General features: G+C 42.6%; 14 protein-coding genes. 8 read left to right on the forward strand and 6 right to left on the reverse strand.

Annotated features, from left to right (window positions below; translation table 11 throughout):
* Position 1: 1 nt before the first annotated feature.
* Both MFF31_RS10585 and MFF31_RS10590 read left to right on the forward strand, forming a co-directional pair.
* Positions 2–610 (forward strand): acyl-CoA-like ligand-binding transcription factor, encoded by a 609-nt coding sequence (locus MFF31_RS10585; protein ID WP_309296667.1) that lies wholly within the window; start codon positions 2–4, stop codon positions 608–610.
* 241 nt (positions 611–851) lie between these two features.
* On the forward strand, positions 852–2,828 hold the full coding sequence (locus MFF31_RS10590; protein WP_238187971.1) for a serine hydrolase domain-containing protein: 1,977 nt from the start codon (positions 852–854) through the stop codon (positions 2,826–2,828).
* 76 nt (positions 2,829–2,904) lie between these two features.
* On the opposite strand, the gene MFF31_RS10595 is transcribed toward MFF31_RS10590, so the two are convergent.
* Positions 2,905–3,684, reverse strand: a complete 780-nt coding sequence (locus MFF31_RS10595; protein ID WP_248565457.1) for a DinB family protein — start codon at positions 3,682–3,684, stop codon at positions 2,905–2,907.
* A 120-nt stretch (positions 3,685–3,804) separates the two neighbouring features.
* Here MFF31_RS10595 and MFF31_RS10600 point away from each other — a divergent pair, with 120 nt between their 5' ends.
* Genes MFF31_RS10600 through MFF31_RS10625 form a run of 6 tightly spaced genes read left to right on the forward strand, consistent with a single transcriptional unit; the run spans position 3,805 to position 9,903 of the window.
* The gene (locus MFF31_RS10600; RefSeq protein ID WP_238187973.1) at positions 3,805–6,099 is read left to right on the forward strand and encodes a sensor histidine kinase; all 2,295 of its coding nucleotides are present in this window, start codon (positions 3,805–3,807) and stop codon (positions 6,097–6,099) included.
* Between the two features lie 4 nt (positions 6,100–6,103).
* Entirely contained in the window at positions 6,104–6,745 is a 642-nt protein-coding gene (locus MFF31_RS10605) for a response regulator transcription factor (protein ID WP_238187974.1), read from the forward strand.
* A 28-nt stretch (positions 6,746–6,773) separates the two neighbouring features.
* A complete protein-coding gene (locus MFF31_RS10610; protein WP_238187975.1) occupies positions 6,774–7,409 on the forward strand; it encodes an RNA polymerase sigma factor in 636 nt (211 codons plus the stop codon).
* Entirely contained in the window at positions 7,406–7,912 is a 507-nt protein-coding gene (locus MFF31_RS10615) for a hypothetical protein (RefSeq protein ID WP_238187976.1), read from the forward strand. The genes MFF31_RS10610 and MFF31_RS10615 overlap by 4 nt, the downstream gene beginning before the upstream one ends.
* A 42-nt stretch (positions 7,913–7,954) precedes the next feature.
* Positions 7,955–9,196 (forward strand): hypothetical protein, encoded by a 1,242-nt coding sequence (locus MFF31_RS10620; RefSeq protein WP_238187977.1) that lies wholly within the window; start codon positions 7,955–7,957, stop codon positions 9,194–9,196.
* Positions 9,193–9,903, forward strand: a complete 711-nt coding sequence (locus MFF31_RS10625) for a hypothetical protein (RefSeq protein WP_238187978.1) — start codon at positions 9,193–9,195, stop codon at positions 9,901–9,903. The genes MFF31_RS10620 and MFF31_RS10625 overlap by 4 nt, the downstream gene beginning before the upstream one ends.
* Positions 9,904–10,006: 103 nt before the next feature.
* Here the strand turns inward: MFF31_RS10625 and MFF31_RS10630 are convergent, their stop codons facing one another.
* From MFF31_RS10630 to cyoA, 5 genes are all read right to left on the reverse strand, one after another.
* Positions 10,007–11,041 (reverse strand): GNAT family N-acetyltransferase, encoded by a 1,035-nt coding sequence (locus MFF31_RS10630; protein WP_238187979.1) that lies wholly within the window; start codon positions 11,039–11,041, stop codon positions 10,007–10,009.
* 181 nt (positions 11,042–11,222) lie between these two features.
* Positions 11,223–11,579 carry a cytochrome o ubiquinol oxidase subunit IV gene (cyoD, locus tag MFF31_RS10635; RefSeq protein ID WP_238187980.1) on the reverse strand — a complete coding sequence of 119 codons (357 nt, stop codon included), beginning with the start codon at positions 11,577–11,579 and terminating at the stop codon, positions 11,223–11,225.
* A 1-nt stretch (position 11,580) separates the two neighbouring features.
* Complete coding sequence (gene cyoC / locus MFF31_RS10640; protein ID WP_238187981.1) at positions 11,581–12,258, reverse strand: cytochrome o ubiquinol oxidase subunit III; 678 nt, start codon at positions 12,256–12,258, stop codon at positions 11,581–11,583.
* Positions 12,258–14,246: a cbb3-type cytochrome c oxidase subunit I gene (locus MFF31_RS10645; protein ID WP_238187982.1), complete on the reverse strand. Its 1,989-nt coding sequence runs from the start codon at positions 14,244–14,246 to the stop codon at positions 12,258–12,260. The genes cyoC and MFF31_RS10645 overlap by 1 nt, the downstream gene beginning before the upstream one ends.
* A gap of 29 nt (positions 14,247–14,275) precedes the next feature.
* Positions 14,276–15,283 carry a ubiquinol oxidase subunit II gene (cyoA, locus tag MFF31_RS10650; protein WP_238188562.1) on the reverse strand — a complete coding sequence of 336 codons (1,008 nt, stop codon included), beginning with the start codon at positions 15,281–15,283 and terminating at the stop codon, positions 14,276–14,278.
* Between the last annotated feature and the right edge of the window lie 133 nt (positions 15,284–15,416).

Consider the following 15,416-nt stretch of genomic DNA (forward strand, 5'->3'; position numbering starts at 1 on the left):
AGTGACAAAGTTGTCGACGGATAATGAACAAAGGATGAGCTTGCGAGAACGTAAGAAAGCGAAAACGATGGAAGCCATTCAATCGCATGCCATGAGACTTTTCCGCGAACGAGGATATAACTCAACAACGATAGAACAAATTGCAGACGCGGCTGAAGTATCGCCTAGCACTTTTTTTAGATATTTTCCAACTAAAGAGGATGTAGTCATTAAAGATAGCTATGATCCAATGCTCATTGCTGCTTTCGAAGCGCAGCCAAGCGATCTCAGTGCAATTCAAGCTGTGCGTAGCGCAATGATAGCCAGCTTAACAAAATTCTCCAAATTGGAGTTCGCCACACTTCGAGAAAGAAACCAACTTATTATGGCTGTACCAGAACTTAGAGCTGCGACGATGAACAATTTGACAGACACGATGCAACTATTTGCTGAAATGCTTGCGAATAGAGTTGGTCGATCGAAGGATGATTTAGCTGTGCAAACATTTGCAGGAGCCCTTATTGGCATCAGTATGTCTGTCATGATGTATTACGCGGAGAACCCTGAATCGGATTTCATCCAGACTCTAGATGAGTCATTCGCTTTTTTGGAATCCGGAATGCAACTTTGAGATGATTATAGAATATACCATGCTAGCTCCAGCTTCTTTAATGAAGCGGAGCTATTTGCAGTTTCTAATTTTTAATATCTATTTTAAAATGAGGAACTGCCCTTTTTTGAATCCAACAAATTGCGTGATCACGCAAAAAAAATACGTAGCCTCCACGTTTTTAACCCTCTCTTACGGATTTCAGATTGAGCCTCCGGTGTTAGCATGAAGAGGTACTATACTAAACCAAAGGAGATCTCTCATGAAAAAAATAATGATACTTATTCTCGTCGCTGCTCTTATGATCCCATCTTCCCTAATCTCAGCGGATTCAAAACCGAATCCGCCCGCCGTCAAGCTAGACAAGGCAGAGATAGAGACATTCGCAAAGCAATTTTTTGAACAAAAGGAAATAGCAGATCAACTCGCAGGTGCGGTTCTCGTAGTCGTCAAAGATGGAGAAATACTGCTGAATGAGGGATACGGATATGCTGACATCGCTACGAAGAAGCCAGTGGACCCAGATAAAACGGTGTTCCGCATAGCATCAGTAACAAAGTTAATAACAGCAGTAGGTATTATGCAACTGGCTGAAGAGGGCAAAGTAGATTTAGACAAAGATGTGCAGACATACTTGCCGAATATTCAAATTCCGAATAAAACAGGTTATCCGCTCACGTTAAAGCATCTTCTAACTCATACAACTGGTTTTGACAATGGGACTGCCCCTAATCCAGCCAGGTCATATTCACTTGAACAATATGTGAAAGATACGATGCCCACAGTCGTATTAAAGCCTGGTGAAGCGTACTACTACAACAACTTCGGATATGATCTACAAGGATATATCATCGAGAAAGTATCAGGCCTTTCCTATCATAGTTATTTAAATAAAAATTTACTTGAGCCATTGGGTATGAGCAATAGTAGTCTAATTTTTAGTGAAAAAGTGAAAAAAGCAATCGCTACTCCTTATGATGGTGAACTTAAGCAAGCTGAGCATACGATCAACGTACCCGATAACATGCCAACAGGCGGTATGTTTTCTACCGGATCTGATATGGCTGAATTTTTACTAGCGATGGTGGACGGTGGCAAATTCAGCAGTAACCGTATCCTCACCGAAGCTTCGGTGAAAGAGATGGTGAATAGAAGCGTTACAATCCACCCAGATATTCCAGGTGTAGGCTACGGTCTCGAAACGATCTATCCACAATCTTATAACGGTCACAACGTCGTAGAGAAAGGTGGGGATTTACCTGGCTTTCATGCAAATTTGTGGCTGCTACCCGATCAGAATACAGGAATGTTTATCGCGTTCAACAGTGATAAAGGTAATATTCGTGAACCTTTCATCGAACAGTTTATGAACCGTTATTTCCCTCAAAGCGGCGATGATAAGCCTGTTTATATGACCCCAGCTCCGACTAAAGAGCAGTTAATGCGCTTTGAGGGTCAATACAATGATTTGCGTATGCCGGGATGGGGTTATGACATTACGGCAACAGATGGAACACTAATCGTCGAAGCTCCGACGGGAAAGCATATTTTGCGACAGGCTGATGATATGTTGTTTTACGATGAAGAGGGCATTGCTGCTGGATTTAAGGTCGATTGGAGGGGGGATATTCGTTACTTCTCTTACAACAAGGCAGGCAGTTGGTCTCAGAGGGTACTTGAATCAGAGCTGCCGAAATTCACTGATGTGCCGAGTGAGCATCCCTATGCAGAGTACATCTATGGTTTGGTTCAAGCTGGAGTTCTCAAAAGCACAGAAGGAAGCTTTGAGCCAGCAAAGGCGATGACAAGAGGACAGTTTTTGGGACTCATTATGCCGTTATCCACGTATCCTATTTCGACTCAGCCATCTACGTTTGTGGACACAAAAGGCAGCCCATATGAGAAAGAAATTCAGACAGCGCTTGAAATAGGCATCATCCAAGGATTCTCAGGCAGTACATTCGGGCCAGAAAAACTTTTAACTCGTGAACAGGCTGCGACTATTTTGTGGCGGTTAGTAAAAATCGTTTTGATGGGTGCCACTCCGGTGGAGGCAGAGCTTAAAGAACCTGTTTCATCTTGGGCATCCACAGGGGTTCAATATGTAGTAGGTAAGCAGCTACATGGGCCTGATGTACAAGTGTCTACAGGTCCGACTGATTACAGAGCAAAAGAGCATATATTAAACCAAGAAGTGGCTGCCATGTTATACCGTTTGCTTCAAGAAGCAATTAAATAACTAGGGGAGCGCAAAAATACATTTATTCATTGGGACCAGATGATTGCATTTAAGCGTTAAGAGGTGTCCCTCAAGCCTATAGCTTTTGGGACACCTTACTAATTCCAGATATGATACCAAGATGAACAGCTTCATGTCCAACTGCGAAGTTAAACAACTCTCCAGCGGTATTAAAGCGGAATGGCCCCAATTCAAAGGGAACTTGACGCGGCTTATGGAGTGACTCGGCAGCTATATTCGCCAGAGCTTCACACTGTTCGGATAAATGTGAGAGGAGTTTTTCTTTCAGCATCAGTGCGACTAACTTGGCACCGGCATTTTGCCAATTATAATAGGTTCGTTCAGGTACATATGTACGAAACCACTGGTATGCTTCAAGGGAAGAAGAATCTAATCTACTAGCTGAATATCGCAAACCGTATGGTTTTATCCCGATGATATAAGGGAAATAAAGTGCATTATAAAAGCGCCATTCATCCGTAGTCGCAAATGCTTCTTCTTGTTTTGGTTTTAAATGCTCGATACTTTCTAAAAGAATTGTTTTTAGTTGAATTACACACTCCACTATTTCATCATTAGCACCGCGTTCGCGCAGTCGGCAATCAATAAGCTTCAACTGTGTTAATGGACTTGCCGTAAGCCGCTGCAAATCTCCGAATTGGCTAGGTGCTCTCCTTGTATGTCGATTGATCTCTTCTTCATCCACTTCATCCATCTCTTCTAGTTCAGCTTGATCATCCACGCGGAGCAGAACATCTTCAACCATCCGTGAGCGGGCTCGCAGTTGCCGCAGCTTGGGGAACTTTTCCAAAGCGATGTTGTCCAATATAGTATCAGGTGTAAGTGTTAAGCCCAAATGAGGCGAGGAAGTGGTACAGTGGATCTATGACGATGTTCGTAGTCCCGCTAAAGTTGTAAAGTAAATATACTAGTGGAGAAATAAAAGGATTATAAACACACCGAAGGGTTGAGATATATGCGAAGTTTTCTCCATAATAAACGGATTAGTCGCTTGTTCATTTATAGTTGCCTCGTTTTATGTATATGTACGACTTCGTATATTCAGTTTCGTTCGTTAACGACTCCTACTACGGGTATTTTTGTCGAGCAGAATGCTTCTTCCGAGTGGATAGTTGATTTTGTTATAGACGAGCCTATCACCGTAGATATGAACATCAGGCCGGGCGATCGGATATTATTTTTTGACGGCTCACCTAACCCGAGGCTGTTTATATTAAATAATGAGAAGATGCTGACGAACGTCAAAAGACTAACATTGCTAGATAAACAAGGTTTACAACAAACCATTGTGATCGAACCGACTACAAGTGAAAAGGTTGAGATTGGATTTGCTTTTCTAATGGAAATGTTTCTGCTAGGTGTCGGTTGGTATGCTTTTAAGAAGAAACCGGATTCGAGTCTTATCCGTAAGTTTTTTTTGCTTAATATGTTAATTGCTTTTTGTATGGTCGCCATGTTTTCGAATGAAGTTCAGCTATCTTATTACTTATTCCCTTACGGTATTACTTGGTTGACTTACTTCATGCTTTCCTTTTATTTGTTATTTGCGTTCCGCTCTATTCATTCCAAATTTCAATATTTGCTTCTTTGTTATCAAATTTATTCAGTCGGCTTCACTATTTGTGCCAACTACTTCTTTTTCAAAGGGAAATCATATCAGTGGATGACTGATGTATTTAACATTGTGTTAATTTCCACAATTATTGTTATGGCTGGCATAACAGCATTTTATTGGGCCAAATTAGATCGGATTGAGAAGAAACAGTTGTTTATTTTGTTTATTAGCGTTTTGATCAGCTTATTGCCTTATTTATTACTGCATGCAATTCCTGATCTTCTGTGGACAGGTTTTATTGTGTCCATCAAATATACTTTCGTTGGGCTAGTCCCTATCATTTGCACATTGACATTTCTGCTCGTCCGTCGCCAAATGCTAGAATTGAAATGGTATAATCCTAAGCTAGTTGCCCACATTATTTATTATAGTTTGGCATTCAGTTTGATTGTGCTGTCCTCGGCTCTGGGAAATTTCTTTTATGCTTTTCTCCTATGTGTAGTGTTCGGAATGATAACATATGTCTACCGCAAGATGCTTCAGAGTTTGAAGAGACATAGTGACAGTAAAGAAGATTGGCTTCAGAACCAAAAGCTTCGACTATCATTGCAACTGACAGAAAAGAAATATATTCGTGATATTCTCAGCATGTTTGCTCATGTACTGGATGATAAACTGGCGTTACAAGGACATGTGCTTGTCTATATAAATGAACCCTCACTGCCCATCGTACATCTATCTGGCATTTATGAAGATAAGCAGATTTTAGATAGAGATAATAACGATTGGAAGAGCAATGATGAATATGCTTATGTCGTGGAGTTGTCACTTGGAGCAAACGCTGAAAAATTAGGTTATCTCTGTCTTGGTGCCAAAGCGAACGCCACATTGTTTACTGCTATAGAGCTAAATAAGATTGAGAAATTTCGAATCGAAATGACCAAGGTGCTCCTCAATGCCAAAAAAATGTTCCATCTCCACTATGAATATGAGCAAAACAAAGAGCAGATGAAGCGACATGAACATCAAGTGCATTATTTTCGTAACTATAGCCAAATGTTAATTGAAGCGCGCGAAGCCGAGAAGATAAGGATTTCATACTTTTTACATGATGATTTGTTACAAAACTTAATTTTTTTGTCCCGTGATATTGAAGAACTTCATGATACAGGCCGATATGAAGCAGAACGAGCGGCAGCGTGGTTGAAGTGTTTACACGATTCGCAGCGCAGCATTCGATCTTTAAGCGATCATTTGTATCCGCATATATTGGATCGGGGAGATCTGCAAGAAGCGTTGAGCTGGCTCATTCGTGATATGAATCGTGAAAATGTGATTACAATACATCTACAGTACGACGTTCCATCGCCGGAGACGTTTCCAGCGTTTATTAAAGCTAATATTTTTCGTGCTGTACGTGAACTTATCGTTAATGTATTTAAACATGCACAAGCAACAGAAATGAATGTCCGAGTCTGGTCGATGCATGAACATATTTATTGTTGTGTTTCTGATAATGGGATTGGATTTTCCAACGAAACTTCATTGCGGCATAATTTGAGTGGCGGTAAAGGATTTGGTTTATTGTCCGTTTGTGACCAAATCGAACATCTAGGAGGGCTCGTTGATGTCGATTCAATATTTGGCGAAGGTACGACAGTGACGCTGAAGCTACCTCTTAGGAAGGAAGGATGATCTTATGAACGATAATAGGAATGATTCAATACGTGTGTATCTACTTGATGATCATCCTCTCGTATTAGAGGGGCTTAAATATCGTCTTGACGCCGAGCCTGGAATAGAAGTGCTCCACACATTTACAGATCCTCGTGACTTTATTGCCCAAATGGAGCGAGTGTGCCCGGATGTCGTGTTACTTGATATATCACTCCCACATATGGATGGTTTTCAGCTTGCTCAGCAGTTGAAGGAGCGTTACGGAAACGCTCTCAAGATCATTTTATTATCGGGCTACACATACGAGGATTTTTACTACAAAGCATATAGGATAGGCGTACATGCTTATCTGTCGAAGCAGGCATCCTATACCAAAATTATTAATGCGATTAAACAAAGCATGCTTGGTCATATTATTATTCCTGAAGGTATAGGTGCTGCTAACCGATCACCGGATGCATTGACCTTTGCTGAGCTTGGAGTGCTTCAATTGCTTGCGAAGGAGAAAACGAACAAAGAAATTTCAGAGGAACTGGCTATTAGCAAGCGGACAGTTGAATACCACTTGAGCTCCATTAACGGGAAACTTGGAGTGAAAACGCGTATCGGCGCGGTTGTAAAAGGGTTTGAATTAGGTCATCTCTCTTTTTTAGGAGAAAAATAACGTTCATAGACGAATTTATTTTAAGAGAGTGCAGGGGTTTGCCCATTACTCAACGTCTATTAAATCGGGAAGGGAGGAGAACGACATACATGATGAAGCATGGATTAAAGCAGTGCGTGACGGCGGGCCCGAGCAGTATCGACCGTTCGTGCAGGCTTATGGTCCGTACATATACAGAATCGTCTACGCTGTGCTGCATTCGCCGCATGATGCGGAGGATGTGACACAGGAAGTGCTGTTAAAAATATATCGTTCCCTCCCGAATTACCGAATGGATGGACTGAAAACGTGGATTACACGTATCGCTGTAAATCGAGCTATTGATTTTAAGAGGAGCAGAGCCAGAAGACCGGAAGAGTTGATGGAACAACAATCGGTTGATCGGCAAGATGCGGCAGTTGAAGCAGAAGGAATGCTGGATGCGTCTCCGAAACCGGGGGCAGAGGTTGTTGCGATGCAACGGGCAAAGCTTAAAATGATACAAGCGCAAATTAGTAAGTTGCCGGACAATTACCGTGAAGTTGTGACTGCATTTTATATAGAAGAAAAAAGCTGTGAGCAGATTGCTGTTGAAACGGGACTAGAGCGCAAAAGTGTCGAGTCGAAGTTGTACCGAGCAAGAGGTTGGATGAGACAACATTGGCGAAAGGAGGATTTCGAATGAATGAAGGTGGAGCGGGACATATTTCAATCGAACAACTACAGAAGTATATACAAAATGGGCTTGATGAGCTAGAACGGGAGCAAGTCGATCAGGAGCTGTTGGACTGCGAACAATGTTTGATGCAGTATATGGCAGTACTGGAGGACCCGGATATAACCAGTTTCTATTCGGAATCCTCCTCACCAGATTGGAACCAACTTGAGGAAAAGGTCATCGGGTTACTGCCAGAGCGAATACAGGATGTTACGAGTAAAAAACGCAGATCGTGGCTGCAGCATCCCGTGACACATTATACGATAGCAGCATCTATAACGTTGTTGCTACTGGCATCGGGCGCGTTGGCGGATTTCTCGGGCAAGCTTCAATCGCTGGAAGGCGAGGTTGATACAGGGCCGCCATTTGTAGCAGAAGAGGAACGGCAAGAAGGATCAACATGGTCAGACCGAATGCTTAATCTCACAAGCAATTGGATAGATGGATTGCAAGATTCGCGATTCAAATAAATCAAACAAATAGCATTTTACTTGAAATAAGGAAAGGAATGAATGATGCGTATGCACAAAAGTCCAATGGTTGCGTTTTTACTCTCATTTCTGCCTGGTGCAGGGCATGCCTACTTGGGACGGCCAGTTAGGTTTCTACTGTATGGAGGAAGCTTTTTTGGCTCAATAGGGTTGTTTTTATTTCTTCTTCCCCAATATTCAATTGGTGGAGAAGCTGCGGTGGTTCTTTTCTTTATTGCAGCGATAAGTGGCATAGTTAATATGTTAGACATGATTGTAACTTTAGTTACAGGTAATGCACCTGGTCTTGCCAAGGGTACATCACAGCGGAATGACTCCGCTTCATATAATCAACAACATGGCGGCGACAATACAGGATTTAATGGTAATGGTTATAGTCAAGGTGACTATCAGCAAGGTACAGTATATGGTCAAGGCAGATCCTATGAGCATCAGCAGGTAAAAACTAAGACGATGCTTCTGTCCATCATCCCGGGTCTGGGGCATATGAGTATAGGCCTCATGCAACGAGGTATTACTTTTCTTATTTCGTTTGTTGGCTTGTTTGCGATTATTGTGTTTCTGAGTGCTGTTATGGGTTCGGGGGCAATTCTGGTTTTCCTGCTTATACTTCCAATTATTTGGGTCTATGGCATGTACGACGCCGTTTCATTGGTAGATGCCAAGCATCGTGGTGAAGTTGTAGAAGATCGTTCATTATTCGAAGGTATTGAAGCTCATATTGCTACGGGACACAAAAATAAAGTGCTCGCTATATCACTAGCGATATTTCCGGGTGCAGGGCATCTGTATATGGGTCTCCAAAAGAGAGGGCTTCAGCTTATGACGGGCTTCTTGCTTGCGATCTATATTATGGACAATTTACGATTGTCATTGTTTTTGTTCTTATTGCCGTTGTTCTGGTGTTTTGCTTTCTTTGATGCCCTTGGACAAATCTCTCGTTATGAACGTCAGAAATTGAGCGACGAGCCAATATTACCTTTGTTTGTTCCGTACCAAAGGTGGTTTGGATTGGGCCTTCTCGTTTTCGGTATTTACTTTATCGTTGATCGTATTATGTTGAAAATCATTTTTAGATATTTTCCGGACATTCAATCACATTATATAGCGTTCAAATATATGCTCCCTACGGCTGTCATTGCCTTTGTTATGATTGCATTGGGACTGCGTCTAGCATTTGGGGGCAAAAGTATACTGGGTGGGGGTTCCATAGATAAATCAGGAACAACATCAAGTGAGCGTAGAGGGAGTGAACGTTCATGAATGGCACAGATACGATGAGGCAATCCAATTCACCGAATACAGCTGGAATAGGAGTTCCTGCTGAAGGGGTGCGTGTACGTACGTGGAGAGTAGGGTCGCTGTCAATGGGGATTGCGCTAATGTTGATCGGTACAGCGTTTGCGGTTTCATTATGGCAGGAAACAGAAGCATATGAAATGTTGATGTGGATTGCTCCAATTATCTTCATATTGCTCGGGGCAGAGTTGCTAATTCATCTTAAGATGACGGGCAATCGTAATACGATTGTACGTTATGATTGGATTAGTATTTTCTTCGTCGGTGTGATGGGAATGGGAAGCATTGTGCTCGCATCTGTAATGTCAACAGGACTGTTTGATGAATTAAAACAGGGATTTAATATGACTGAACGAACAGCTTTCGTAGAGACAGAGAAGCTGAGTGTGCCCGCAGAGGTGACCAAAGTTGTTGTACAATCAAGTGGGGGTGAAAAGATAGAGAAGGCAGATGCGAGAGAAGTACAAGTGCTTGGACAAATTCTTTATCGATCGGTAGAACCAGCGTCCAATGTCAGTGATTCTATCATGAAAACAAGCATCGTAGGCTCTACTATGTATATTATGATTGGATCAATGGAGCACTCTACTAATGAATTTAGATCAGATTACGTACGATCAAGACTCATAGTCGTACTCCCACAGGATGTAGTCGTAGAACAGTGGAATTAGCAAAGGAACGAATAACGAATTAAGAGGTTGTTCAAATAGTCCAGATTAGATGGGACTGCTTGAGACGACCTCTTTTTTTAAAATATAGGAATGTATAAGTTTGTTACAAAACATCAGACTGTATGAAGTGACTTTCGGACGCTTTAATTACTGTATAGAGCGGTGCTAATAATCGGAAGGAGCCCCGAAGCGGTGTATATCCGAGCGATCTATTAATGCGCAGTATCGGCTCATTCAAAGAATCGTTATCGGTACGAATGTAGTCGGCACCACGTAGCTTGCCAAGCTCAATGGCTTTAAGTTTAAGGGCGCGAGCAACCTTTTTGCCACGATACGCACGGTGAACACCCGTATACTCATGATACATGCCATTAGATTGCTCGTTATATAGAACATTGGTCATACCTACAAACTCATCACCATGGGCAGCAATAATAACAAGTTCAGGCGTAAATCCTGGAACCTTCAAATACCACTGCAACCAATCCGAGTAGTTGGGAGTTTCCCCGATAAAGCCTGGAATATCCCTGCTTGTTTTTGTAGAAAGTTCATAGAGCTTTCGTTCGCTGTCTTCACCTGGTTCTTCGGCTAATGTGAGTAATCGCAGACCGTTCTTTGCGAGTAATGCATCTGGAGAAATACTATTTTCATCTAGGTAAGTTTTCTTTAGGTTAAGTACTGATTGATAGGCATGGCGTTCAACAATAAACCCACGGTGAGTGGCAAACTGCAATGCCTCGGGTTGATCGTCCCAAACAGTGGACATAAACGCATTTGCTCCAATATCCTTAGCCCAGTTAAGCATATGTTGGAGTAGTAGCGTACCAATACCTTGTTTACGATACTGCTCATCAACTAGAAGGATAGTGCATAAATATCCCGGTTCCGTCCAAGGTGCTCGCCATGAATAAAGATAACCGACAATGTGCCCATGGTCGTTCACAGCGACGCGCCGAGTTCGATCATAACCAGCCAAAAGACCATTTTCGTCCATCCATGTATGTCCAACATCGTACAGCTTATCATCGTCCTCTTTCAATGCCTCGGCTGTAGTAGGTTCTGGGTTTTCCTTATTTAATAATTCCGCTAGAGAACTATAGTCTTGCGGTAGTTGTAATTCCCTTAAGTGAATTTTCATGTTTAATGTCTCCATTTCTATGACACAGTTAGTATGCGAATAGTATCTCATGGGGAGAGATCCAGAAGAAGGGTGCGGTTTAATTATAACTAAAGTTGACTAGGGTAATGAGTCATTTAGAACATCAAAAAAACTGCATCCAGTCACAGAGACCAGATGCAGCTTTATGTGATTCAATTTATTAACCTGCAACTACATTGTTATTCATAATCCATATTGAACCAGCTACAATGGTGACCAAAATAACGAGTCCGAAGATAAGCGTCATCAGGTTATAGCGAGGTTTTTCTTCATCTCGAATGTGCATGAAGAATATGAGTTGTACAGCAAATTGCATAATCGCCATAACAAGAATCAATACGACTGTAACTTGTTTATTGAACAAATCATTCATTACTGCGACTAGTGGGATGATCGTTAGCACAATGGAAAGGATGAAGCCGATAACATATGATTTCATCGATCCGCTATGACCGCCGCCATGTGAATCATGTCCTTCATGACCGTGATTGCCCTGTACTTGATTGTGATTCGCCATCTTACATCACCCCCATCAAATACACGATTGTGAAGACGAAGATCCAAATAACGTCAAGGAAATGCCAGTATAAGCTTACAATGTTAACTTTACGTTTCGTAACTGGTGTGATACCTCGGCGACTAATTTGAATAATAATAGACATCATCCACACAAGACCAAGTGAAACGTGCAATCCGTGAGCACCAACAAGTGTAAAGAAAGCTGACCAATAAGCACTTGTACCAATATTTGCACCTTCATGTACAAGGTGGATAAACTCCGATACCTCTAGATATATAAATGATGCACCAAGTAATGCGGTTATAATAAGCCATCTAATGAGGCCCTTTTTATTTCCACGATTCATCTCTAGAAGAGCTATACCGCTAGTAAAGCTACTTGTTAGCAAGATGAAGGTTGAAGCGATAATACCTGGCAACTCGATTAAATCTCCGCCTGTTGGTCCGCCTGCAGTGTTTAAGCGCAGTACGATAAAAGTTGCGAAGAGAACGCCGAACAAAATAACGTCCGATATAAGAAATAGCCAGAAACCAAACGTTTTTAGTTCTTCTTGATCATGGTGATCATGATGATCGTGATCACCATGATCTGCTTGATGGCCGCCGCCATGAGCGCCATGTGCCGCCGTAAGGGGATGCCCCTTACCGCCTGCTTTTTTCCCAATTGCGTGTGCCATTAGTGAGCCCCCCTTGCCGCGGCTTCTGTCCGCTTAACTTCATCGACAGGAATATAGTAATCCGTATTGTAAGTGAAAGATCTAACTAGCATGCAGACTACAACACCGATCATTCCAGGAATAATCATCCACTTCCAATCCCAAACAAATCCGAAACCAGCCACGAACCAGCACATGGACATTATAAACGGAATGCCGGAATTACGAGGCATGTGGATTGGCGCAAGCGGAGCTTGCTCTGCTGCTATAACCTCAGGAGCTTCTGCTACGCCATTAAGTTTGCGCTGCTTCTTCTCCCACAGATCATCTTGACCTGTTACATGAGGAATTCGTGCAAAGTTGTACATTGGCGCAGGAGATGGGATCGACCACTCCAATGTTCTGCCGTCCCAAGCATCGCCAGATGTTTCTTTTTTAAGGAACTTGATGCTGTGAGCAATCTGCCACACTTGGAAGATAAACGCTAGTCCCATAATAAATGCACCTACGGTGGATATTATGTTCAGCGGCTCCCAGCCCATATCAAAGTTGTATTCATTAACACGTCGAGTCATACCGTCGAGACCAAGTGCATATTGCGGCATGAAGCAGACGTAGAAACCGATATTCCATAACCAGAAAGCCCATTTGCCAAGGCCTTCATGTAGCCTGAAACCGAACATCTTCGGCCACCAGTAGTAAAGTCCTGCGAAATAACCAAATACGACACCACCGATAAGCACCTGATGGAAATGCGCAATCAGGAAGTAGCTGTTATGGAACTGGAAGTCTGCTGGAGCTACTGACAGCATGACCCCGGTCATTCCCCCAATAACGAAACATGGGATAAAGGCGACGGTCCACAACATCGGTGTCGGGAAAGATAGTCGACCTCGATACATCGTAAACATCCAGTTGAACACTTTAACACCGGTCGGTATGGCGATCAACATTGTTGTGACGGCGAAGAACGCATTGACGTTCGCGCCAGAGCCCATCGTGAAGAAGTGATGCGCCCAAGTAAAGAAGGAGAAGAAACTAATAGACATAAGTGCAAATACCATTGATTTGTAACCGAATAGTTTTTTCTTAGAAAACGTTGATACGATCTCTGAGAAGATACCAAAGGCAGGTAGAATAACGATATAAACTTCAGGATGTCCCCACATCCAGATGAGATTTATATACATCATCGGATTGCCGCCGCCGTCCAAGGTGAAGAAATGCGCACCAAAGTAGCGGTCAAGGAATAGTAGGAACAATGTTACGGTAAGGATAGGGAATGCGAATAAGATGGTAATACATGAAGATAACGTAGACCATGTAAACATTGGCATCTGCATTAGCTTCATGCCAGGAGCTCTCATCTTCAGGATTGTAACGATAAAGTTGATACCTGTAGCAAGTGAGCCGATACCTGATATTTGTATACCCCAAATATAGAAGTCTTGTCCAAGACCAGGGCTACCAGACAGCCCGGAAAGCGGTGGATAAGCGAGCCATCCGGCATCCGGTGAACCACCGATAATAAACGATACGTTGAATAGCATAGCCCCGAAGAAGAACATCCAGAAGCTCAGAGAGTTCAGGAACGGGAATGCGACGTCACGCGCACCAAGTTGAAGCGGCACGATAACATTAAATAAACCGAACATTAGTGGCATCGCCATGAATAAGATCATGATTACGCCATGTGTTGTGAATATCTGATTGTAATGCTCCGCATTTAGAAATTCCATCTGTGGTGCAGCGAGCTGTACACGCATAAGCAAGGCATCTACGCCACCACGGAATAGCATCAGGATGGAAGCAATGATATACATAATACCGATCTTCTTGTGATCGACGGATGTTAGCCATTCTGTCCAAAGCCAACGCCATTTTTTGAAAAAGGTTAAAGCGAATACGATCGCTACCATTGTTAATCCGATGGATACTTGAGCGCCGAGTATGAGAGGGTCGCCCGTAACGAAAAATTCGGATGAAAAATCTTTGATCTTATCCCACATGAAGTCTGCTCCTTTCGTTTACGGTGACCTTAATGCCCCGCATGTTCGTCTTTGTTAGCATTTTCGGAGTTCTCTTTAGAGTCTTTTTTAGTGTCCTCTTTAGAGCTTTCTTCCGTCTCTTTCTTAGTACCTTCTTTAGTAGGCTCAGTTGTTCCGCCGCCATGATTAGCATGGGCGCCTGTGCTGCCTTCTTCTACATATTGAGTTACGACATGATCGAACAATCCTTCAGGGAAGCTTGAGAAGAGTTGAACGTCAGAAGCACCTGGAGTAGTTAGCTCTTCATATCCTTCCATTGTGAGAGGAGGAGCACTGCCTTTAACTTCTTTAATCCATGCGTCATATTCTTCTTGAGATACAGCATCTGTCTTGAATGTCATTTGTGCAAAATGTTCTCCATTAAAGTTGGCTCCTGAGCCGAAGTAGCTGCCTTTTTCGTCAGCTTGCAAATGCAGAGTCATTGCCATACCTGACATGGAGTAGATTTGACCGCCGAGCTGCGGTATCCAGAAAGAGTTCATCGCTGTGTCCGATGTCACTTTGAAACGAATTGGAACATCTTCTGGGATCTTAATGTAGTTAACCGTTGCAATATCCTCATCAGGGTATTTAAATAGCCATTTCCAATCCATAGACGTGACCTGAATGGTTATTGGTTCTTTGTCTGACGCGATTGCCTTAGAAGGCTCTAGCTTATACGTATAATCAACCGTAATCACCGCAAGGATTATAATAATAACGATTGGTATACCCCACCAAGTCACTTCCAACTTCGTGTTATGCTCCCAGTTTGGTGTATAAGCTGCTTTGCGATTAGGACGATCCCGGTAGCGCCAGACTATGAACCCAGCCAAAATTAAGACGGGAACAATAATCACGGCACATAGCAAAGTTGTTATGATTATCAAATCTTTTTGAGACTGAGCGATCGGTCCTTTAGGATCAAGCACCATGTAGTCTGCACTGCTGCAGCCTGCAAGTATGGAGATCATAGCTAGGAAGAACGCGGTTGCCAGCACTCGATAATAACGTCTCATCACGTTTCCACTCCTCATTAATATATGCTTACGACTACCATAGCAGATTTAAACTGTATTTACTTCGGGGTTAACAATTACGTAAACAATTTGACTTTTTTCCGACAAACAATGGTCACGACTTAGACAAAAG

Source organism: Paenibacillus sp. L3-i20, from assembly GCF_022180385.2.
Lineage (GTDB): Bacteria > Bacillota > Bacilli > Paenibacillales > Paenibacillaceae > Pristimantibacillus.